General features: G+C 72.1%; 17 protein-coding genes and 1 pseudogene. 12 read left to right on the top strand and 6 right to left on the bottom strand.

What is annotated here, in order from left to right:
* Positions 1 to 11 precede the first annotated feature (11 nt).
* The 7 genes from FHU34_RS05260 to FHU34_RS05230 all read left to right on the top strand — a co-directional run bounded on the left by FHU34_RS05260 (position 12) and on the right by FHU34_RS05230 (position 8,272).
* Positions 12 to 236: a hypothetical protein gene (locus tag FHU34_RS05260; protein ID WP_145778932.1), complete on the top strand. Its 225-nt coding sequence runs from the start codon at positions 12 to 14 to the stop codon at positions 234 to 236.
* Positions 233 to 508, top strand: coding sequence for a hypothetical protein (locus FHU34_RS05255; RefSeq protein ID WP_145778931.1), 276 nt, complete (start codon positions 233 to 235; stop codon positions 506 to 508). The genes FHU34_RS05260 and FHU34_RS05255 overlap by 4 nt, the downstream gene beginning before the upstream one ends.
* 295 nt (positions 509 to 803) lie before the next feature.
* Positions 804 to 2,888 carry a molybdopterin oxidoreductase family protein gene (locus FHU34_RS05250; RefSeq protein WP_425280562.1) on the top strand — a complete coding sequence of 695 codons (2,085 nt, stop codon included), beginning with the start codon at positions 804 to 806 and terminating at the stop codon, positions 2,886 to 2,888.
* Complete coding sequence (locus FHU34_RS05245) at positions 2,885 to 4,321, top strand: FAD-dependent oxidoreductase (RefSeq protein WP_145778929.1); 1,437 nt, start codon at positions 2,885 to 2,887, stop codon at positions 4,319 to 4,321. The genes FHU34_RS05250 and FHU34_RS05245 overlap by 4 nt, the downstream gene beginning before the upstream one ends.
* Positions 4,318 to 6,840 carry a nitrite reductase large subunit NirB gene (gene nirB, locus FHU34_RS05240; RefSeq protein WP_145778928.1) on the top strand — a complete coding sequence of 841 codons (2,523 nt, stop codon included), beginning with the start codon at positions 4,318 to 4,320 and terminating at the stop codon, positions 6,838 to 6,840. Before FHU34_RS05245 ends, nirB begins: the two co-directional genes overlap by 4 nt.
* Positions 6,837 to 7,184 carry a nitrite reductase small subunit NirD gene (nirD, locus tag FHU34_RS05235; RefSeq protein WP_145778927.1) on the top strand — a complete coding sequence of 116 codons (348 nt, stop codon included), beginning with the start codon at positions 6,837 to 6,839 and terminating at the stop codon, positions 7,182 to 7,184. Before nirB ends, nirD begins: the two co-directional genes overlap by 4 nt.
* Positions 7,184 to 8,272 carry a uroporphyrinogen-III synthase gene (locus tag FHU34_RS05230; protein ID WP_145778926.1) on the top strand — a complete coding sequence of 363 codons (1,089 nt, stop codon included), beginning with the start codon at positions 7,184 to 7,186 and terminating at the stop codon, positions 8,270 to 8,272. Before nirD ends, FHU34_RS05230 begins: the two co-directional genes overlap by 1 nt.
* Before the next feature lie 47 nt (positions 8,273 to 8,319).
* Here the strand turns inward: FHU34_RS05230 and FHU34_RS05225 are convergent, their stop codons facing one another.
* From FHU34_RS05225 to FHU34_RS05210, 4 genes are all read right to left on the bottom strand, one after another.
* Complete coding sequence (locus FHU34_RS05225; RefSeq protein ID WP_145778925.1) at positions 8,320 to 8,943, bottom strand: GTP-binding protein; 624 nt, start codon at positions 8,941 to 8,943, stop codon at positions 8,320 to 8,322.
* Positions 8,924 to 9,289, bottom strand: coding sequence for a DUF742 domain-containing protein (locus tag FHU34_RS05220; protein WP_088950207.1), 366 nt, complete (start codon positions 9,287 to 9,289; stop codon positions 8,924 to 8,926). The genes FHU34_RS05225 and FHU34_RS05220 overlap by 20 nt, the downstream gene beginning before the upstream one ends.
* Before the next feature lie 90 nt (positions 9,290 to 9,379).
* Complete coding sequence (locus FHU34_RS05215; protein WP_007465177.1) at positions 9,380 to 9,787, bottom strand: roadblock/LC7 domain-containing protein; 408 nt, start codon at positions 9,785 to 9,787, stop codon at positions 9,380 to 9,382.
* The gene (locus tag FHU34_RS05210; protein ID WP_145778924.1) at positions 9,784 to 12,918 is read right to left on the bottom strand and encodes a sensor histidine kinase; all 3,135 of its coding nucleotides are present in this window, start codon (positions 12,916 to 12,918) and stop codon (positions 9,784 to 9,786) included. The genes FHU34_RS05215 and FHU34_RS05210 overlap by 4 nt, the downstream gene beginning before the upstream one ends.
* 444 nt (positions 12,919 to 13,362) lie before the next feature.
* Between FHU34_RS05210 and FHU34_RS05205 the strand changes: the two genes are divergently transcribed.
* Positions 13,363 to 14,541 carry an ABC transporter substrate-binding protein gene (locus FHU34_RS05205; protein WP_145778923.1) on the top strand — a complete coding sequence of 393 codons (1,179 nt, stop codon included), beginning with the start codon at positions 13,363 to 13,365 and terminating at the stop codon, positions 14,539 to 14,541.
* 224 nt (positions 14,542 to 14,765) lie between these two features.
* Here the strand turns inward: FHU34_RS05205 and FHU34_RS05200 are convergent.
* Together FHU34_RS05200 and FHU34_RS05195 are read right to left on the bottom strand one after the other, a co-directional pair.
* Positions 14,766 to 15,506: pseudogene (locus FHU34_RS05200) on the bottom strand (ABC transporter permease); the annotation flags it as partial.
* 219 nt (positions 15,507 to 15,725) lie between these two features.
* Positions 15,726 to 16,757 carry an ABC transporter substrate-binding protein gene (locus FHU34_RS05195; protein WP_145778921.1) on the bottom strand — a complete coding sequence of 344 codons (1,032 nt, stop codon included), beginning with the start codon at positions 16,755 to 16,757 and terminating at the stop codon, positions 15,726 to 15,728.
* A 266-nt stretch (positions 16,758 to 17,023) separates the two neighbouring features.
* On the opposite strand from FHU34_RS05195, the gene FHU34_RS05190 reads away from it, so the two are divergent.
* The 4 genes from FHU34_RS05190 to FHU34_RS05175 all read left to right on the top strand — a co-directional run bounded on the left by FHU34_RS05190 (position 17,024) and on the right by FHU34_RS05175 (position 22,105).
* On the top strand, positions 17,024 to 17,809 hold the full coding sequence (locus FHU34_RS05190; RefSeq protein ID WP_145778920.1) for an ABC transporter ATP-binding protein: 786 nt from the start codon (positions 17,024 to 17,026) through the stop codon (positions 17,807 to 17,809).
* Between the two features lie 2 nt (positions 17,810 to 17,811).
* Positions 17,812 to 18,762, top strand: coding sequence for an LLM class F420-dependent oxidoreductase (locus tag FHU34_RS05185; protein ID WP_145778919.1), 951 nt, complete (start codon positions 17,812 to 17,814; stop codon positions 18,760 to 18,762).
* The gene (locus FHU34_RS05180) at positions 18,759 to 19,067 is read left to right on the top strand and encodes a cupin domain-containing protein (RefSeq protein WP_088987605.1); all 309 of its coding nucleotides are present in this window, start codon (positions 18,759 to 18,761) and stop codon (positions 19,065 to 19,067) included. The genes FHU34_RS05185 and FHU34_RS05180 overlap by 4 nt, the downstream gene beginning before the upstream one ends.
* A 77-nt stretch (positions 19,068 to 19,144) precedes the next feature.
* A complete protein-coding gene (locus FHU34_RS05175; RefSeq protein ID WP_145778918.1) occupies positions 19,145 to 22,105 on the top strand; it encodes a hypothetical protein in 2,961 nt (986 codons plus the stop codon).
* Positions 22,106 to 22,173 lie beyond the last annotated feature (68 nt).

Here is a 22,173-nt window from a genome sequence, read left to right as displayed (position 1 = left end):
GTGTGCAGTTCATGCGCCCGATCTTCGTCCGGGTGATTCGCGTACTCGACTGGCCGACGTACGACGGGTGGCTGTGGATCGACGGTTACCAGCTGGCCGCGAAGGGTGCTGCGGTCGCGCGCCGGAGCCTGTTCGTGATGTCGGCGGGCCTGATCTGGCCGGACCCGCCCGCCCCAGCAGCCCGTCGCCCGACCACCGGCGCGCCAATCAAGCGCGGTCCGGTGAGGGTCGGATGAGCCGCCGACCTCGCCCGCACCAGCCGATGCGCCCGGCGTGGCTCTGCCGTAACTGCGCGGCGCCCTGGCCGTGTGCACCGGCTCAGCTTCACCTGGCGACCGAGTTCTACGGCCATTCGGTCGCCCTGGCGTTCTACCTGGCAGCGAACATGCAGGATGCGGTTCACGACCTGTACTCCCTGGGCGTTCATCCTGACCCGCGGGCACTCCACGCCCGGTTCCTCGGCTGGCTGTCACTGACCCGCCGACCACACCGCTACGACGTGCGCTGACCGACCGTGGGGTGACGTGCGCTGCCGCTGTGGAGCTGATGTCGCAAACGAATCAACAGTCGATGTCGTAAACGATTCAGCTCCACAGGCTCGAACCCGCACCCTCCAACGGGCTCGCTGCCCCGGTGCGGTGTGAGCCCCACTTGACAGGACCGAAACAGAAGGGACCCGGACCGGAAACCGCTCGGCGGCACGCTTTCCCGACATGACAGACGGTGCACAGTCGGCAACTCGACCGGGGTTCACGCCCCGGGAGGTGGCGACGCACTGCCCGTACTGCGCCTTGCAGTGCGGCATGACGCTGCGCGAGGACGACACCGGTGTGACGGTCCACCCCCGCCAGTTCCCCACCAACCGGGGCGGGCTCTGCCAGAAGGGTTGGACCGCCGCCGAACTGCTCGACCACCCGGAGCGGCTGACCAACCCGCTACTGCGCGACCCGGCCACCGGCGAGCTGCGCCCGGCGAGCTGGGACGCCGCGCTCGACCGGATCGTCACCGGCATCCGCGCGATCCAGGACGACGCCGGCCCGGACGCGGTGGCCGTCTTCGGTGGCGGTGGCCTGACCAACGAGAAGGCGTACGCGTTGGGCAAGTTCGCCCGGATCGGGCTACGCACCCGGCACATCGACTACAACGGACGGTTCTGCATGTCCTCGGCCGCGGCCGCCGGGATGCGGGCCTTCGGCATCGACCGGGGGCTGCCGTTCCCACTCGCCGACCTGGGCCGGGCTGACACGCTGCTGCTGGTCGGTGCCAACCCGGCGGAGACCATGCCACCGCTGGTGCGCTGGCTCACCGAGCAGCGCCGCAACGGCGGACAGCTGATCGTCGTCGACCCCCGCGTCACCGCGACCGCCCGTCAGGCCGACCTGCACCTGCAACCGCTGCCCGGCACCGACCTCGCGGTGGCCAACGCGCTGCTGCACATCGCGCTCACCGAGGGGTGGGTCGACCGCACCTACGTGGCCGAGCGCACCAGTGGTTTCGAGGCGGTACGCCGGACCGTCGCCGCCTGGTGGCCGGCCCGCGCGGAACAGCTCTCCGGGGTGCCGGTGGCCGACCTGGAGGCGACCGCCCGCGCGTTGGGCACCGGCGGACGCGTGATCATCCTGACCGCGCGCGGCGCCGAGCAGCACGCGAAGGGCGTCGACACGGTCACCGCGTACGTCAATCTGGCTCTCGCTCTCGGCCTGCCCGGCCGGGACGGTTCGGGGTACGGCTGCCTCACCGGTCAGGGCAACGGCCAGGGCGGGCGGGAGCACGGGCAGAAGGCCGACCAGCTCCCCGGCTACCGGAAGATCGACGATCCGGCGGCCCGGGAGCACGTCGCCGAGGTCTGGGGGGTGACAGCCGACGAGCTGCCCGGCCCGGGTGTGCCGGCCTACCAGTTGCTCGACTCGCTCGGCACTCCGGACGGCCCCCGGGCGTTGCTGGTCTTCGGCTCCAACCCGGTGGTCTCCGCGCCCCGGGCGACCCGGATCGAGCGGCGATTGCGTGACCTCGACCTGCTGGTCGTCGCCGACCTGCTGCTCTCCGAGACGGCCGCGCTGGCCGACGTAGTGCTGCCCACCGCGCAGTGGGCCGAGGAGGACGGCACGATGACCAACCTGGAAGGTCGGGTGCTGCGTCGTCGCGCGCTGCGCAACCCCCCGCCGGGCGTACGCACCGACCTGGCCATCATCTCCGACCTCGCCGCCCGACTGGCGACCGCCGAAACGGCCGTCATCGGAACGGCCGGCACCGGGTCACCCGGCGCGCGGCCGGAAGCCGTTGCGGCAGCACGGTTCCCGGCCGACCCGGCCACCGTCTTCGCCGAGCTGCGTCGGGCCTCCGCCGGTGGGGCGGCCGACTACGCCGGAATCAGTTGGGCCCGGATCGACGACCAAGACGGCGTCTACTGGCCCTGCCGCACCGAGGACGGGCCGGACACACCACGGCTCTTCGCCGACCGGTTCGCGACCCCGGACGGAAGGGCCCGGTTCCACAGCGTCGACCATCGGCCCGCCGCCGAGGAAGTCTGCGCGACGTACCCGCTGCACTTCACCACCGGCCGGGTGCTGACGCAGTACCAGTCGGGCACCCAGACCCGCCGGGTACCCGCGCTGCGGCGGGCCGCCCCGGAGGCGTTCGTCGAGTTGCACCCCGATCTGGCCGCCCGACTGGGCGTCGACGACGGCGACCCGGTGCGGGTCACCTCGCGTCGGGGCGAGTTGTGCGCCCCGGCCCGGCTCAGCGCCGGGATCCGACCGGACACGGTGTTCGCCCCGTTCCACTACCCGGGGGCGGGACGGGCCAACTCGGTGACCAACGACGCGGTCGACCCGATCTCCGGGATGCCCGAGTTCAAGATCTGCGCGGTCCGGGTGGAGAAGGCATGACCGCCCGGGTGGTGATCGTCGGCAACGGCATGGCGGGCGCCCGCCTCGCGGGCGAACTGCACGCCCGGGAGGGGGACCGGAAGGTCACAGTGCTCGGGGCGGAGCCGCACCGCGCGTACAACCGGATCCTGCTCTCCACACTGCTGGCCGGACGCATCGACGAGCCGGACGTGGAGCTGACCGAGGCCGCCGGGCACGGCATCGACCTGCGCACCGGCGTACCGGTGACCGCGATCGACAGGTCCGCGCGGGAGGTCCACACCGACGGCGAACGCATCGGGTACGACCACCTGGTGCTGGCCACTGGCGCACGAGCCGTGGTGCCGCCACTGCCCGGCCTCGATCCGGCGGACCTCCCGGAGCGGGTGGTTCCCTTCCGGACCCTGGACGACTGCCGGCGGATCCTCGCCGCAGCGGACGGCGCACGCAGCGCCCTGGTGCTGGGCGGCGGTCTGCTCGGCCTGGAGGCCGCCCGGGGCCTGGCCAGCCGGGGGTTGACCACCACAGTGGTGCACCCGAGAGAGCACCTGATGGAACGGCAGCTCGACCCGGCGGCCGGTGCGGTGCTCGCCGGCACGCTCGCCGGATTCGGCGTCACCGTGCAACTCGCGGTGCCGGCGACCGGCGTGGCCGCCGACGCCGACGGTGTTCGCCTCGACCTCGCCGACGGCCGGACGTTGCACGCCGACCTGCTGGTGCTCTCCTGCGGCGTACGCCCGGACACCGCCCTGGCGCAGGCCGCCGGGCTGACCGTCCGGCGCGGGGTGGTGGTGGACGACCGGCTCCGCACCGACGACCGCTCCATCTCGGCGATCGGCGACTGCGCCGAGCACGACGGTGTGCTCAGTGGGCTGGTCGCGCCCGCCTGGGCCCAGGCGCGGGTGCTCGCGGACGTGCTGACCGGGACGGACCCGTTGGCGCGGTACCGCCCCCAGCCGGTGGTGACCCGGCTCAAGGCCGCCGGGATCGACCTGGCCTCGATGGGTGACCCGGTCAGCGGCGGGCCGGGCGAGGAGCTGACCTTCACCGACCCGGCCCGGGGCACGTACGCCCGGCTGCGGATCCGCGACGAGCGGCTGATCGGCGCGATCCTGCTCGGCGACAACCCGGCCGTCGGGACGGTGATCCAGCTCTTCGACCGTGGTCACCCGGTCCCGGCCGACCGGCGGGCACTCCTGTTGGGCCGGGCCCTGGGCACGACCGGCGCGACCCCGGCCGCGTCACCGGCGCTGATGCCGGACGCGGCCACTGTCTGCCAATGCAACACGGTGAGCAAGGGCGCACTCGTACGCAGTTGGCGCTCCGGAGCCCGGACTGTCGACGCGGTCGTGGCGGCGACCCGGGCCGGCACCGGCTGCGGCGGGTGCCGGGACGCGGTGGGCGGCATCGTCGACTGGCTGAGCCAGGCGGAATCGGTGGAGGTGACGCGATGAACGGCGGCGATCTGGTCGTCATCGGCAACGGCATGGTCGGGCAGCGCTTCGTCGACGCGCTGCGCGCACGCGACCCGGAGGGCCGCTGGCGGGTGACAGTGCTGGCCGAGGAGCGACGCCCGGCGTACGACAGGGTGCGGCTCTCGGCGTACTTCGATGGCGTCAGCGAAAGCGAACTCAACCTGTACACACCGCACGACGGGGTGCTGCTGCGTCTGGGCGAACCGGCCACCGCCATCGACCGGGCGCGGCGGGTGGTGACCACCGACGTCGGCGAGTACCAGTACGACGCGCTGGTGCTGGCCACCGGGTCGTACGCGTTCGTGCCGCCGGTGCCCGGCGCGGAGCTGCCCGGGGTCTTCGTCTACCGGACGCTTGACGACCTGGCGGCGATCCGGTCGTACGCGGAGGGCCGGCGGGTCGGCGCGGTCATCGGTGGCGGGTTGCTCGGGTTGGAGGCGGCGAACGCGCTGCGGCTGCTCGGCCTGAGCACCGACGTGGTCGAGTTCGCGCCCCGGCTGATGCCGGTGCAGGTGGACCAGGCCGGCGGCGCGATGCTGCGGCGCTACGTCGACGAGTTGGGCGTACGGACCCATCTCGGGGTCGCGACCAGCGCGATCCGACCAGGCCCGGACGGCGCGGTGGCCGCGCTGGAGCTGTCCGACGGCGGCGCGCTCGACGCCGAGCTGGTGGTGGTGGCCGCCGGTATCCGGCCCCGGGACCAACTGGCCCGGGACGCCGACCTGCCACTGGGTCCGCGCGGCGGGGTGCTGGTCGACGAGACCTGCCAAAGCGCCGACGAGCGGATCTGGGCGATCGGTGAGTGCGCGGCGGTCGACGGCACCTGTCACGGGCTGGTGGCGCCGGGGTACGCGACGGCTGAGGTGGTGGCCGACCGGCTGGTCGGCGGCGCGGCGACGTTCCCGGGCGCGGACACCGCCACCAAGCTCAAGCTGCTCGGGGTCGACGTGGCCTCGTTCGGGGACGCCCACGGTGTGACCCCCGGTTGCCTGGACGTCACCTTCACCGACCCGGCCACGCGGGTCTACGCGAAGCTGGTCCTCTCCGACGACGCGCACACCCTGCTCGGCGGAGTGCTGGTCGGTGACGCCAGCGCGTACCCGACGTTGCGGGCCAGCGTGGGGGGCCCGCTGCCGGCGGCCCCGCTGGCGCTGCTCGCCCCGGACGGTGGCGGGGCGGACGCCGGGGCCCTGCCCGCCGAGGCTCAGGTGTGCTCCTGCAACGCGGTGACCCGGGGCGACGTGGACGCCGCCATCGCCGGCGGCTGCGCGGACGTGCCGGCGTTGAAGGCGTGCACCCGGGCCGGCACGAGCTGCGGTTCCTGCGTGCCGATGCTGAAGCAGCTCCTGGACGCGGCCGGCGTGGCGCAGTCCAGCGCGCTCTGCGAGCACTTCGACGTCAGTCGCCGGGAGTTGTTCGAGATCGTCCGCGTACGCGGCATCCGCACGTTCTCCCGGCTGGTCGCCGAACACGGTCGGGGGCGCGGCTGCGACATCTGCAAGCCGGTGGTGGCGTCGATCCTCGCGTCGCTGGGCAGCGGGCACGTGCTCGACGGTGAGCAGGCGTCGTTGCAGGACACCAACGACCACTTCCTCGCCAACCTGCAACGCGACGGCAGCTACTCGGTGGTGCCGCGTATCCCGGGCGGCGAGATCACCCCGGAGAAGCTCATCGTGATCGGCGAGGTGGCCCGAGACTTCCAGCTCTACACGAAGATCACCGGCGGGCAGCGCATCGACCTGTTCGGGGCGCGGGTGGAGCAGTTGCCGCAGATCTGGCGACGACTGGTGGACGCCGGCTTCGAGTCCGGTCACGCGTACGGCAAGGCGCTGCGGACGGTGAAGTCCTGTGTGGGCGAGACCTGGTGCCGGTACGGCGTACAGGACTCGGTGGGGTTGGCCGTCGCCCTGGAGCTGCGCTACCGGGGGCTACGTGCCCCGCACAAGCTCAAGTCGGCGGTCTCCGGCTGCGCCCGCGAGTGCGCGGAGGCCCGCAGCAAGGACTTCGGCATCATCGCCACCGAGACCGGCTGGAATCTCTACGTCGGTGGCAACGGCGGCTTCCGGCCCCGGCACGCCGACCTGTTCGCCACCGACCTGTCCACGGAAACGCTGATCACGCTGATCGACAGATTCCTCATCTACTACATCCGCACTGCCGACCGGCTGCAACGCACCGCCGGCTGGATCGAGGCGATGGACGGCGGCCTGGACCACCTGCGCTCGGTGATCGTGGACGACTCGCTCGGGCTCTGCGCCGAACTCGACGCGGCGATGGCCCAGCACGTGTCGTCGTACTCCGACGAGTGGCGCGACGTGCTCGACGACCCGGACCGGCTGCGCCGCTACACCTCCTTCGTCAACGCCCCCGACGTACCCGACCCGTCGATCACCTTTGCCCTGGAGCGCGGCCAACCGGTGCCGGCACGGGGCGACACCCCCGCCGACGGTCACCGCCGTCGGCCGGTCACCCTCGGCCTACCGGAGGTACGGCGATGAACCAGACCATCACGCTGAGCTGGACAGCTGTCTGCACCCTCGACCGCCTCGAACCGGACCGGGGGGTCGCCGCCCTGGTCGACGGCGCACAGATCGCACTGTTCCGGACGGCGGACGGGCTGTTCGCGATCGACAACCGCGATCCGGTCTCCGGGGCGTACGTGCTGTCCCGGGGCATCGTCGGCAGCCGCGGCGGTGTGCCGACGGTCGCCTCGCCGCTGCACAAGCAGGTGTACGACCTGCGCAGCGGGCACTGCCTCGACCTGCCCGGGGTGGCCGTGGCCCGGCACGACGCACGGTGCCGCGACGGTCTGGTCGAGGTGCGGCTGCGACAGGAGGGTTGATGCGGGAGGAACTGGCGGGCTTCACCATCGGGGTGACCGCCGACCGGCGGCGCGACGAATTGGCCGCGTTGCTCGAACGGCGGGGCGCCCGGGTCGTGCTCGCCCCGGCGCTGCGGATCGTGCCGCTGTCTGACGACACCGAGCTGCGCGAGGCGACCCGCGCCTGCCTCGACCAACCGCCGGACATCCTGATGGCGAACACCGGCATCGGCATGCGGGGGTGGTTGGAGGCGGCCGAGGGCTGGGGGCTGGGCGAGCCACTGCGCTCGGTGCTGGCCAGCTCGTACGTGGTGGCCCGCGGCCCGAAGGCGCGCGGCGCGATCCGTGCGGCCGGGCTGCACGACCAGTGGTCGCCGGCCTCGGAGAGCTGCGACGAGGTGGTGGACCACCTGCGTCGGCGGGGCGTGGCCGGGCAGGTGATCGCCATGCAGTTGCACGGTGAGCGGCAGCCCGACTGCACGATGGCACTGGAGGCGGCCGGCGCGACGGTGATCGAGGTGCCGGTCTACCGCTGGGCTCCGCCGACCGACCCGGCGCCGCTGCACCGGTTGATCGACCTGATCGCCGGCCGGCTGGTGGACGCTGTCACCTTCACCTCGGCGCCGGCGGCCGAGGCGCTGCTGCGGGCAGCCGGGGACCGCACCGACGCGCTGCTCTCCGCGTTCCGCAGCGACGTGCTCGCCAGCTGTGTCGGCGCGGTGACCGCCGAGCCGCTGCTCCGACGCGGGGTGCCGGTGAGCGCGCCGGGTCGGGCCCGACTGGGGGCCCTGGTGCGGACCATCGTCGACGAGCTGCCCCGCCGGACCGTGACGTTCAAGGCCGGCGGGCACCTGCTGACGCTGCGCGGGCACGCCGCCGTGATCGACGGCGAGTTGCGGCCACTCGCCCCCGCGCCGATGGCGGTGCTACGGGCCCTGGCCCAGTCCCCCGGCCGGGTGCTGTCCCGCACGGCGTTGCTGCGCACGCTGCCCCGAGGGGCGGACGAGCACGCGGTGGAGATGGCCGTCGCCCGCCTGCGGGCCGGCCTGCGCGCGCCCCGGGTGGTGCAGACCGTCGTGAAGCGCGGCTACCGCCTCCGGGTGGACTGACGCGTCGCGGCCAGCCGGTGGACACCGGCCGGCCGGGACACGACAGGTCAGCCGACCGGTGCGGCGAAGCCCCGGCCGTGCTCTGCCTCGAGGCGGAGCATGGCGTGCTCGACCACCGTCACCAGCACCTGCTTGACCGACTCCCGGTGCCGGGCGTCCGTCATCACCAGCGGCACCTGCGGCGAGATGGCCAGCGCCTCGCGGACCTCCTCCAGCTCGTACTGGGGAGCGCCGTCGAACCGGTTCAGAGCCACCACGTACGGCAGGTTGCGGTTCTCGAAGTAGTCCAGCGGGGCGAACGCGTCGGTGATCCGGCGCGTGTCCACCAGCACGGCGGCACCCACCGCACCTCGGATGATCTCGTCCCACATGAACCAGAACCGGGTCTGACCGGGTGTACCGAAGAGGTACAGGATCAGGTCCTGGGCCATGGTGATACGGCCGAAGTCCATGGCGACCGTGGTGGTCTCCTTGCCCGGCACCTTGGACGGGTCGTCGATACCGACGCCCGCCGCGGTCATCAACGCCTCGGTGGTCAGCGGTGTGATCTCGGAGATCGCCCCGACCAGTGTCGTCTTACCAACGCCGAAGCCGCCCGCGACGACGATCTTCGCGGAGACGATTCCCCGGCCCGGCCGCCCCCCAGCGGGGTCATAGCCTGCGAAGTCCACTTAGCACCCTTCCAAGCAGTTCCATCCGCTCCTCGAACCCCTCGGCGGGAGCAGCAGTGTGTAACGTCAGCAGGCTCTCGGCCACCATGTCGGCGACCAACACCCGGGCGACGCCCAGCGGCATCCGGGTGTACGCGGCGATCTCCGCCAGCGACTGTGCTCGGCCCTCACAGACCGTGGCGATGCGGTGCTTGTCATGCCCGGCGAAGCGGGACTCGGCGACCTGGGTGAGAGACGCGGTGAGGACGGCCTCGAGGGCGATGTCCTGCCGGGGCTCGGTACGACCGCGGGTGACCGCGTACGGACGCACCAGCGCCCCGCGTGGGTCAACGCGCCGTTGGTCCATCCCCGATCACCTCCTCGTCCCCCGTGGAGTCGGCGGATGCCGGCTCCGGTCTCAGGCTCGGCGCACCGATCGCGCGCCGATTCACCGGTGCTAGGACCGCACCGCGTCCCGCGGCAGCGGCACCAGCGCGGCGCCCACCCGCTCGACCAGCAGCGCCATCTCGTAGCCCACCTGGCCCACGTCGCAGCTCCGCGCGGCCAGCACGGCCATCGACGAGCCGTCGCTGATCGACATCAGGAAGAGGTACCCGCTGTCCATCTCGATGACTGTCTGCAACACCCCGCCCGCGCTGAACATCCGGGCCGCGCCCTCGGTCAGGCTCACCACGCCAGAGGTGATCGCGGCGAGCTGGTCGGCCCGGTCCCCCGGAAGATCCCGGGAGGACGCGAGCAGCAGCCCGTCGGCGGACACCGCCACCACGTGGGCGATACCCGCCACGCTGTCGGCGAAGTTGGTGAGCAGCCAACCCATGTCCTGCATGGCAGCTGGCCTGTTCATCGGCTCTCCTTGGTCGAGGTGCTGTTCAGGTCCGTTCCGGCCGTCCGACCGCGCTGTACGCCGCGGTGGTAGGCCGACAGCAGACCACGTACTTCATCCGGGGTCCGCCGGCTGCGGTCCCGGCCGCTCTTCGGTTCGATGCCGCCCGGCACGAGCTGTGCCTGTGGCACCCGCTTGGGCAACCCGGATCGGGTGGTCCCGGCCGGGGCCGGCTCGGCGGCCCGGCTGGCCCGCGACCAGCCCTCGTCCGCGGCCGTCCGCCAGGCCTGCGGGTCCGCCGACGGCGCGCTGGGCGCCGCGGTCGGCCGGGCAGCCGGAGGCGGAGTGTACGACGGGGGTGCCGAGGGGGGTGTGCCGAGCCCGCCCGCTGTCGCGCCGCCGAGACCCCCGCCGCCCGAAGCGGCGGCACCATCGGTGTTGGAGGTGCCCGGGGTACGGGTCGGCAGCTTCGGCCGGGCCGGCGCGGCGGCCGGCACGGGAGCGGCAGTCGGCCGGGAGTCGCCGCGCGTACGCGGACCGGCGTCGGCCGAAGCTGCGGTGGTCGGCGGCGGCTCGTCGAAGTTCGGCCTGGTGAAGATCGCGGTGGCGTCGTCGCCGTGCGACCGGAACCAGACCGCCTCCATCTCCCGGAAGATCGGCGCTTCGGCGGGGAAGTCCGGACGGGTGCTGACCGGCGCGGCGGGCACCGACGGGGCGGCGGGCGGTGCCACCGCGCCGAGTCCGGCGACGGGCCCGACCGGCAGGCCCGGGTTGGCGGCGCGCCCGTCCTCTGCGTCCGAGGTCGAGCCACGCCGGGGCAGCGGGTCGATGGTCGGGTAGGCCACCGTGGGACTGCCCGTCGAGGCGCCCAGTCCGTTGCCGTACGAGGGCCGCGCCGGCGGGAGCGGTGCCACGGGTGCCGGGGCTGCGGGTGCCGGCGGCACCGTCGAGCGCGTGCCGGCGTACCCACCCGCCTGCACGGCCGGAGTGGTGTCCCGCGAATCCAGTGGGGACTGCCACTGCGTGGTTGCCGGTGTGTTGGTCCGCCACTGGTCCGGCAGCGTCGCCGCCGAGGTCGCGGCGCCGGCGAACTGCTCGGCGTGCCCGGCCGGCGTGAGCGGCGTCTGCTCAACGGCCATCGGCTGACGCGGGCGGGTGAGCGCCTGGTCGCGTCCCCGGCTGCTGGGCAGCACCACGGTGGCGGCGGGCAACGTCACCTGGGCGACGGTGCCGCCCTCCACGTTGCGACGCAGCTCCACCCGGATGCCGTAGCGGGAGGCGAGCCGGCTGACCACGGCCAGACCCATCAACCGGAACGCGGCGACGTCGACGCTCGGCGGTGCGGCCAACCGGCGGTTGAGCGAGTCGAGCTGCTCGTCGGTGAGGCCGAGCCCACGGTCCTCGATCTGGATGAGGACGTAGTCGCGGATCCGGCGACCATCGGCGACCACAGTGGTGTTCGGCGGCGAGAACCGGGTGGCGTTGTCGAGAAGCTCGGCGACGAGGCGTACCACGTCGTTGACCGCGTGCGCGGCCACCGAGATGTCGGTGTCCACCGTCCCGAACTCGATGCGGTTGTACAGCTCCACCTCGGACTGGGCGGCACGCAGAACGTCGACCACCAGCGCGTCGTCGCGACGCGGTACTGCCGAGTCGGCACCGGCCAGGACCAGCAGGTTCTCGTCGTTGCGGCGCATTCGGGTGGCCAGGTGGTCCAGCTCGAAGAGCTGCGCGAGCCGCTTCGGGTCCTCCTCGCCACGCTCGATCGCGTCCAGCTCACCGATCATCCGGTCGACCAGGGTCTGACTACGGCGGGCCAGGTTGAGGAACATCGCCGAGACGCTGGTACGCAGCGCCGCCTGCTCGGCCGCGACCCGTACCGCCTCGCGGTGGACGACGTTGAAGGCCACCGCGACCTGACCGACCTCGTCGCGGCTGTTGAGCTGGATGGGGTCCCGGACCTGGCGGACGATCTCGTCCACCCCGCCGTCGCCCACGCTGCCCATGGTCTGCAACCGCTGCACGGCGTCCGGCAGGTCGTGGTTCGCCACCGAGAGGGCGCCCTCACGCAGCCGGCGCAGCGAGTGGTTGAGCGAGCGGGCCAGCACCACGGCCAGCGTCACGGCGATGATCAGCGTCAGCAGCACCAGTACCGACTCGACGACGGCCTGCCGGATGACGTCCGAGCGCGCCTCGTCGGCCTGCTGAAGCAGTCGGTCCTGAAGTTGGATCTCGGCCCAGCGCATCAGGTCGTTCACCGCGCCGATGGCGGCGGTGGCGTCCTGCGCGGTGACCAGCGGGCGCTGCCCGACCGAGCGGGTGATGTCGGTGGCCACCCGGTCGGCCAGACCGACCGCGTCACCCGAGACGGTGCTGTCGACGAGTGCGCGCTGTACCGGGTCGGCGGCCAGGGAGAAGGCGACCAGGGACTCCTGCTGACTGGTCAGGGTCGCCACGAAGGAGGAGAACTGCTCCGAGTCGAGCTGACCCGCCGTCAGCGCGGTGAAGGCGACCGCCTGCTCCTCGGCCACGGAGGCCTTTGCGCGGGCGAAGGCGGCAACCGCGCGGCGGCTGTCCGCCAGGCTTTCGGAGCCGGGCAGCTGGGCCAGACCGTCGCCGTACGCGACCAGGTCGGTGAGGATGACGCCGTAGCGGAGCACCGCCTCGGCGACCGCCATCTGCCGGCGGTCCAGAACCTCCTGGCGGGTGCCGTCCAGAGTGGCCAGGTGCTCGTCGATGACGGCGAGTCGCTCGCGCAGGGCCGCCGGCACCTCGCCGACCCGGCCCCGCTCGGCGCGGTACTCGTCCACCTGCTGCTGCGTCTGACGGACCCGCAGGTTGTACGCGTCCGCCGGCTGCTGCGGCGTGGCCAGGTAGGCCGCCGCGGCCATCCGCTCGCTCTGGAGATCCTGCGTGAGGGCGCTGACGTCGACGGCGAGCGCCGTCAACGAACGGGCCCGGGTGGCGTCGAGGGCACCCTCACCAACGGTGATCAACCGGACCGTGGCCAGCGCGATCACCGCCGCCACCGGAACGACCAGGATCAGCGCCAGCTTGGACCGGATTCGTGCGTCCCGCAGTCTGGGCAACCGTCGGCTCGGACGCCGAGTGTTGTCGCCGAGCGCGGGCAGGGCCGTCGGTCCGGTGCTCACGACATCGCCTCCGTCGTTTCTTCCCCGCCTGACCCGCCGAGCCATGCCGTAAGCGGAGGGGACCACGCGCGGCACGGCCGCGATTTCATCAGAGAAGATCGGATTTGGGAAGCCGCAGTGAGGTAGGAAACGGTCGGACGGAGCGCATCCCGTGTTCCGGGCAACTGATACCTTCATTTCCGCAAGCCCCTGAACAGGGCATGTGACTCCAGAGTGGTCACGCGTGTGTGCAAAGTGAGGTTTTGCAAACATTGCGTTACCCCAGCATGTGGGATGACCGTCCCGAAAGCGATGCCGGGGTCCGCGCTTGACCACAGCGCCGGCCATTGGCAAGGTTTTGCAGGCTTCGCGCACACCGTACGGCAGAGAAGATCCCGCCCTCCACTGAGGACGGTTTAGCGGCGATGACCGGGCAGCGCCCGCGCCCGCACCTGGAGGACTGAGTTGAGCCCCATCCGCTCCGCGACCATCGCGGCGCTCGCATCGGCCGTAGTGGCCACCACGCTCACCGGCTGCCAGTTCGGTGAAGCGGACACGGACACGAGTCCGATCGTGATCGCCGTCGACCTCGAACTGTCCGGCGCCGCGGCACCCGTCGGCCGGACATACCAGCGAGCCCTCGAACTCAAGCGCGATCAGTTGAACTCCTCCGGAGCACTGAACGGCCGGAAGATTGAACTGAAGTTCAAGGACAACCGTTCCGACGCCGCCGAGTCGCTTCGCAACATCGCGGACTTCAGCAGCGATTCTCAGGTCACCGCCATCATCATGGGCGGCTGCAACGAATGCGCGCTCGGCGCCGTGGGGACCATCAACGAGAAGCGGATTCCCACCATTGCGCTCGCCGCTTCCGGCGGGGTCGCCAGCCCGGTCGCCGACCGGCGCTACGTGTTCAAGCTGGGCCCCAACGCCGCCGACAGTGCCGCCGCACTCACCACCGAACTGCGACGCAACAACGTCCGCAAGGTGGGGGCGCTCGTCAGCGACGACGACTACGGCCGGGAGGGCATGGCCGCGCTCAAGAGCGAGTTGGACAAGGCCAACATCACGCTTCGCGAGCAGAAGGCCAAGATCACCGACACCGACGTGAACCAGCAGGTCCGGCAGCTCACGTCGAACAAGCCGGACGCACTCGTCTTCTGGACCCCGCCGGAGCAGGCGACGCTGGCCGCGACCAGCGCCCAGCAGACCACCTTCCGTGGGTCGCTCTTCTTCGACGCCGGCGCGGCCGGAAACCTCTTCCTCGGCGGCGCGGCCAAGGCCACCGAGCGTGCGACGCTGATCTTCACCCAGACGATGGTGATCGACGACGTGATCGCGACCACGCCGGCCAAGGCAGCGCGGCGGCAGTGGTTCCAGGACTACACGGCACGCTTCGGCGGCTACAACGGGGCGTCGTCCTTCGCCGCGGACGCCGTCCAGCTCATCGCCGACGCGGAACTGCGGGCCGGCGGTGAGATCGGCAAGGTCGACCGCGACGGCCTCCGGGACGTGCTCGAAACCTCCCAGATGGACGGCCTGTCCGGGCCGATCCGGATGACGCCGGACAACCACAGCGGCCTGATGCCGCAGGCGCTCACCACGCTGGTCGCCCGCAACGGCCGCTGGCGGTTGGCGGGGTAACGTTCGGGCCTTGTGCTTCCTTCCGACCGGCGGTCTTCGTCGTGCGCCAGGCGGGGGGTGTGGCCGACCGTCCCCGGCTCCGGGCGGTCAGGCTTGATCCCTCCGCCGGGCACGGTCGGCCACACCCGACTCGCCTGCGGCTTCGACGAAAGGGCCGGCCTCCAAGTGGGGGGCCGGCCCTTCGCGTTTCTGGGGATGGTCTTGATCTTGCTTGCTTCTCTGTGTCAGCGGCTGCTGGTGGTTTCGCGGACCCAGGGCAGGGCCAGCCGCTCGGTCAGCAGGAGCGCCGAGTAGAGCAGGATGCTCACCAGCGCCACCAGCATGATCGCCGCCCACGCGGTGGCGGTGTCGCCGACGCCGGCGTACTGCGTGATGACGTAGCCGAGGCCACTCTCGCCGGCCTGGAACTCACCGATCACCGCGCCGATCGCGGCCAACGGCATGGCCACCTTGAGCCCGACGAAGATCTGCGGCAGCGCGGCCGGGAAGCGCACCTTGCGGAACGCCTGCCAGCGGGACGCGTTCCAGGACCGCACCAGTTCGGCCAGGTCCGCCGGAGTGGTGGTGAGGCCGGTGGCGGTCGACAGCACGATCGGGAAGAAGCAGAGCAGGAACACCATGGTGAGGATCGGCGTCTGGCCCCAGCCGAACGCCACCACCAGCAGCGGGCCCAGCGTGATCTTCGGCACCGCGTTCACCGCGACCAGGAGCGGGGTGAACATCCGCTCGACCGTGCGGGAGCTGGCCAGGGAGAGTCCGAGCAGGACACCGGCGGCGACCGAGAGGGCGAAGCCGTACAGGATCTCCAGCATCGTGTCCCAGGTGTGCCCCAGCATCTGGACGGGCTTATCGACGAACGCGGTGAGCACCTCGCCGGGCGGCGGCAGCGCCGCGGGGTGGATCAGTTCCAGCCGGGCGGTCAACCACCACACCGCCAGAGCAATCAGGAGGCCGACCGCGGGCAGCGCCGCCCCGGCTCCGGCCCGGAGACCGGCACCTCGACCCGCACGCCCCGACTCGGGGCCGGCACCCGGGGCCGGGGTCGCCGCCACCGCCGGGTCCGCTGACCGGACGTCGGTCATCTTGTCCTCCTCGAAATCTCACGGCCCCGGTGGGGGCCGACGAGCGACGGGGGTACGCCCCACCGGATCGGCGGAACGTACCCCCTGGTGACGACCGGACGATCAGGCCTTCGGCGCGAGGCTGAAGTCGATGATCTGCTCGGGGGTGATGTTCTGCTTCAGCGCGCCGGCGCCCTGCAGGATCGCGATGCTCTTGGCGACCCGGCCGCTGTCCAGGGTGCCGATCGCGGTGCCGGTGTTGCCGGAACGGACGTACGCAGCCATCAGCTCGAGCTCGGCGGCGGCGGCGACCGGGTTGGAGGCGTCGACGTTCTTCTTCAGGATCTCGCCGGCCTCCTTGGAGTTGGCCAGGCTGTACTCCAGGCCCTTGAGCAGCGCCGCGGTGAACCGCTTCACCATCTCGGGCTTCTCCTTGGCGATCTTCGAGGAGGTGATCAGCACGTTGCCGTAGAGGTCCTGCATCACGTTGCTGTACGGCAGCATGATGGCCTTCTTCTTGGCCACCGCCTCGATGGTCGGCTGACCGACGACGAACTGGCCGATGCCGTCCACCGAGCCGGAGCCCAGCATGCCGATCAGGCCCTGCGCCTCACCGTTGACCCAGGTCACCTTGTTGACGTCCACACCGGCGAGCCGGGCGTACGTCGGGAACAGGTTGCGGACCACGGACCCGGGGGTGTCGGCGAGCTTCTTGCCCTCCAGGTCCTTCGGGGAGGCGATGTTCTTGCCCTCGACCGAGGCGATGCCGGCCATGGTGCGCTGCTGGATCGCGGCCACCACAGTGAAGTCCTTCGCCTGGCCGTTGCCGACCTGCAGCAGACTGCCGGTGAGGTCGACCGGGCCGAACTGGGCCTGGCCACCGACGATGGTCTGGATCACGCCGCCGGTGCCCTGACCGGGCTTGATCTCGACGTCGAAGCCGGCCTCCTTGAAGAAGCCCTTCTCCTTCGCCACCCAGGCGTAGGAGTCACGGCCGAAGTTGCCGAAGGAGGTGAGGTAGATCACCTTCTCCAGGTTCTTGCTGTCGCCGCCCTTGGCGTCGTCGGCCGAGTCCGACCCGCTGCTGCAGGCGGAGACAAAGGCGAGGGCGGTGGCCAGCGCGGCCGTAGCGACCGTACGGGTCAGCCTTCTCATCAAAGCACCATGTCCTTTCCGACCGGGCCTGACAGGCACCGGAGGGGTTGTCATGACGGGCCAGCGTGAGGGGTGGAAGCCGGCACCGCCGTCGTGGGGGGACTCTTCGCGGGCACAGCGTACGAGAAACCCACACTTGCGACGCCAGGTGCATCGGGTTGCGGAACGGAAACAACCTGACGACCACCCCGGACGGTGCGTTACGTCCACGCGCCAGCTAGCCTTTGTCGGATTCCTGACCGTCCACTCAGCGGAGGCCGCCGGAGATGATCCGACTGTCCGGAGTGTCCCGTACCTTCGAAGGCCGTTCCGGCCGGGTGGAGGCGCTGCGCGGCATCGACCTCGACGTCGCCGAGGGCGAGTTCGTCGCGGTGGTCGGCCGGTCCGGTTGCGGAAAGTCCACGCTGCTGCGGCTGATCGCCGGGCTGCTCCCGCTGACCGCCGGCGAGATCACCGTGGCCGGCACACCGATCGCCCGCCCGCGCCAGGACATCGCCATGCTGTTCCAGAAGCCGGCGCTGCTGCCCTGGCGCACAGTGCTGGACAACGTCCTGCTGCCCGTGGAGATCTTCGGCTGGAGCCGCGCCAAGCACCGCGAGCGAGCCCGACAACTGCTCGACGTCGCCGGCCTGGCCGGCTTCGAGAAGCGCCTGCCGCACGAACTCTCCGGCGGCATGCAGCAGCGGGTCTCGCTGTGCCGGTCGTTGATCGGCGAGCCCCGGGTGATGCTGATGGACGAGCCGTTCTCCGCGCTCGACGCGCTCACCCGCGAGGAGCTGTCCGGCGAACTCCAGCGGGTGCACATGGAGAACAAGCCGACGATCGTCTTCGTCACCCACTCGATCGACGAGGCGGTGCTGCTCGCCGACCGGGTGGTCGTGCTGAGCCCTCGCCCCGGCCGGATCCGCAAGGTGCTCGACGTCGACATCCCCCGACCTCGCACCCTGGGCCGCAACGCCCACCTGGCCGACGTCGCGCGGGTCAGCGCCGACCTCCACGAGCTGTTGATGGAACGTGACGAGCCGGCGGCGGCCGGCGCGGAAGGACGATGAACATGCGGGTGTCGGTCTTCACCGAACCCAACCGGGGCGCCACCTACGACACCCAACTCCGGTTCGCCCGACTGGTCGAGGCCTGCGGTTACGAGGGTTTCCTCCGCGCCGACCACTACCAGTCGATGGGCGCCGACCCGGGCCTGCCCGGGCCGACGGACGCCTGGCTGACCCTCGCCGCGCTGGCCCGGGAGACCGAACGGATCCGGCTCGGCACCCTGGTGACGTCGGCCACCTTCCGCCTGCCCGGCCCGCTCGCGGTGATGGTCGCGCAGGTCGACCAGATGAGCGGCGGCCGCGTCGACCTGGGCATCGGCGCCGGCTGGTACGAGCGCGAGCACACGTCGTACGGCATTCCGTTCCCGGCGGTCGGCGAACGCTTCGACCGGCTGGCCGAGCAGCTCGAGGTGATCACCGGGCTGTGGGGAACCCCGTCCGGCGAGACCTACAGCTTCACCGGCGACCACTACCGGTTGGTGGACGCGCCCGCCCTGCCCAAGCCGGTGCAGGTGCCCGGGCCGCCGATCATCGTCGGCGGTCGCGGCCCCAAACGCACCCCGGAGCTGGCCGCCCGGTACGCCGACGAGTTCAACATGCCGTTCAAGTCCGTCGCGGAGACCGCCGAGGCCTACGACCGGGTACGGGAGGCGTGCGAGCGCACCGGGCGGACGGAGTCCGGACGGGCACCGCTGGTGCTCTCCGCCGGAATCGTCGTTGCCATCGGCCGAACCGACGAGGAGGCCCGGCGGCGGGCCGCACCCCTGCACGAGAAGAGCGCACTGCCGCCGGAGGACCCGGTGGTCGGCTCACCCGCGCAGCTCGCACAGCGGATCGGCGAGTTCGCCGCCATCGGCGCCACCCGCGTACACCTCCGCCTGATCGACTTCGACGACCTCGACCACCTCGAACTGATCGCCGCCGAGGTGCTTCCCCAACTGGACGGAGAACGATGACCGACGTGATCGACGGGACCGAACTCGGTCCGGTGGGCCAGGAGATCGTGTTCGAGAACGACCGGGTCCGGGTCTGGCACATCCGCCTCGAGCCCGGCGAGCGGCAGCCGCTGCACCGGCATGACCACCCGTACCTGGTGGTGGCGATCGAGGGCGCGAAGAACGTCGTACAGACCATCGACGGCACCCGGATCGACGCCGACGAGCCCACCGGCGGTGTGGTCTACCGCGACCCGGGCGCAGTACATATGCTCACCAATGTCGGAGACACGACTTACCTGGCCCGGCTGGTCGAACTCAAGTAGACCCGCCGAGCGCGGGCCGGCGCGCCGCGCGGCGCGCCGGTGGCGATCGGGTGTACCAGGTGCGTAACGTGCCCGACATGGCCTTTCGGACCTGGGGCAGACTGCTGCTCACGGCGCTCGGCGTGAGCGTGCTGGCCGGGGCCGGCCAGCTCGGCGTCGCGTACGGTTTCGGCATCGTCCGGCTGACCGGCGCCTTCACCGGTACGACCGTCAACCAGTGGCCGACCCAGCTCGTCTGGGTCGGCTGGTTCGCCGCGAACGCCGCCGTCGTCGGCGCCGTCCTGACCGGACGCCTCGCTCGCCGCGACGCACCGCCGCCCAGCACGGGCCGCCAGTTGGCGATCGGTGGTGCGGCGGCGCTCGGCGCGACAGTCATCGCTCCGCTCTGCATGCAGCCCGCCCGTGCCGCCGAGTTGATCTCGGTGGACCCGGTGTGGGCGGTGGGCATCTGCGCCGTCCTCGGCGCGGTGATCGGAGCGGGCGCGGCGATCGCTGTCCTGCTCCGGCCCGAGCTGGGCTGGAACATGGCGGCCGTCGCCGGCGCGGTCTGGCTGCTGGCGCTGATCTCGGTACTGCCGTCGCTCGGCACGACCGGCCCACTGCCGACGGTTCGGCTCGGCGTCCTCGAGCCGAGCTGGCTGGACGACGCCGCCGCGCAACGGCTGGCGCTGCTCCTGCTGCCCATCGTGGCGCTGCTGGCCGGCGGGGCGACCGCCGGGCTGGCCCGCTGGCGGGGCCAGGCGCCACTGGTCAGCGGAGCCACCGGGGTGGCCGGGCCGGTGCTGGTGGCATTCGCGTACCTGACCGCGGGCCCGGGTGACGCGGTGGACCGCTACCAGGCCACCCCCTACTACGCCTCGTTGATCGCGATCCTCGCCGGCGCGCTCGGCGCGGCGGCAGCCGCGCTGCTTCGGTGGCCGGCCGGTGCTCCTACCACGGACCCGGAGGCGATCGAGCCCTCCGACATCCTGCGTCCGCTGCCCCCGGGCCCGGAGCTGCCGGGCGCGGCGTCGACGGACTCGCCGAACGAACCGGCCGCCGCCGAACGCACCGCCGTGGAGCCGCCCGCCGACACGAAGCCGGGCACCGTCGTCCCCGGTCCGTGGGCCGCCGAAGGCTCCGATGGTGTACGCACCGTCCCGGCCCACTGGGACTGGCCGACGACCACCGCGAGCGGCCAGCACGGTCCGGCCCCCGCCACTGCGGCAACCCCTGACGCGCTGTCCAGGCCCGCATCCTGGCTGACCGATCCGACCGGCGAGTTCACCGCCGACACGCGGACCCACAGGCTGGTCCCGGAGGCGGTCACCTCCTCGGCCGACACCGAGCACCCGGCCACCACCGAGATCAGCAGCCCGACCAACGCCGCCTCAACCAGCACCGCGTCGACCAGCACCGCCCCGACCGGTGCAGCGGCGACCGGTGCAGCGGCGACCGGTGGTGCAGCGGCGACCAGCGCCAAGGGCGGGCGCGCGGGTGCCACCGCCGCGGTGGCCGGCCCTGCCGACGGCGAGCCGACCGACAGCTCGACACCACGCACGAAAGGTCGACCGACCGACGACCGGGGCACCGGCACGACCAGCGTCGGTACGACCAGCTCGGGCACGACCGGTGCGGCCAGCGCAGTCAACACGGGCATGGCCAGCACTGCCAGCACGGGCATGGCGAGCGCGGCCAGCACGGGCATGGCGAGCGCGGCCAGCACGGGCGCGGCCAGCACGGGCACCGGTGAGGTGGCGGCACCGCTCAAGCCGCGCCGGACGCGTAAGCCTAAGGTCGGTTCGGATGCCACCCCTGACTCTCCTGGCGACCTGTCCCCGACCGAGTCGAGGAGCACCGACGAGACGACCACCGGGCGCACCAGGAAGGCCACCATGCCCGGTAAGTCCGCCGACCGCACCGGTTCCGACACCTCGGCCGACACTCCGGTGCTGAGCGACGCGAACCAGGGCACAGCTTCCGACCTGGGAGCCAAGGCCTCCCCGACCCGCGCGACGGCAGCGGCCCCGACCACCGCAACCGGCACCACCGAGGCACCGGCCGCACCTGACTCGAAGGCCGCAGCAGCCAACCCGCCACACACCCCGGCCGCCACCACCAAGAAGGACGCGGCCAACGTCAGGACAGCAGCAGCCGACCCGAAGGCAACGGCAGCGAAGCCCCAGCCCGCAGCCAGCCCAACGTCGGAGGTGGCCGACCCGAAGGCGGGCTCGCCGCGTACCCCGGTCGGCGCAACCCCCGACCCCACCGCGCCGCCGCCCGCCGCAGCCACCGCCACACCGGCCACCACAACGGCCAGTTCCGCCGCGTCACCAGCGGGCCCGGCCACTGCGTCGACAGCCGACCGGGCCGGCGACGCCGACAAGGCGCGGAAGGCCACCGAGGACGGTTCCACCGCTGGGCTGTTCGGGATCCCGGCCGCCGGCAACTCGGACACCGACCGGTGGACGCCTGCGCGATCGCCCTGGCCGGTCACCTCGGCCTGGAAGGTGCCGCCGCAGGCGCCTGGGCAGGAGTCGACGGCTTCGGATGCGCCGACCGGGCCGGAGGAGTCGACCGATCAGACGCCGAGGCCACGGCACCGAGCGCCGTTGCCGGACCTGAGCCGGGCCAGCACCTGGAACGCCTTCGACACCACCCGCCGTACCAGGCCGGCCGAGTCACCGGACCGTTCGAGCCCGGCCGCGAGCAGCCAAGCACCAGCTCCGCCCGAGAAGCCGAGCGCCCCGGTCGTGCCGGTCAGGGCTGGTACGACCGCCGACACCGACGACCCGGCTGACGTCGACGCCACGCCGACGGCCGGCAAGGTGGCGGAACAGCCTTCCCGGCGCGGACGGCTCGGTGGCCTCTTCCGCCGCAACCGGTCCCGGAGCGAGGAGCACCAGGATCCGGAAGGCACGACGGAACCGCTGCCGGCTCAGGACGAGGAGTTCGTCGACTGGGTCGCGGGGCTGAGCAAGCCGGTGTCGGACAACGAGCCGGAGCAGGGGAACGCCCGCCGTTCGCTGCGCTCCACCGGCCGGCACCACCGCGAGTAAGACCTGCCTGATCCACTCGGGTTCACTGAAGTCGGGCCATCCCGAACGCCTGGATACCGCGACACCAG

Origin of the sequence: Micromonospora taraxaci (assembly GCF_007830095.1) — a bacterium.
Lineage (GTDB): Bacteria > Actinomycetota > Actinomycetes > Mycobacteriales > Micromonosporaceae > Micromonospora > Micromonospora taraxaci.
The sequence above is the reverse complement of the archived record's forward strand: the minus strand, read 5'-3'. Positions and strand labels throughout refer to the sequence as shown.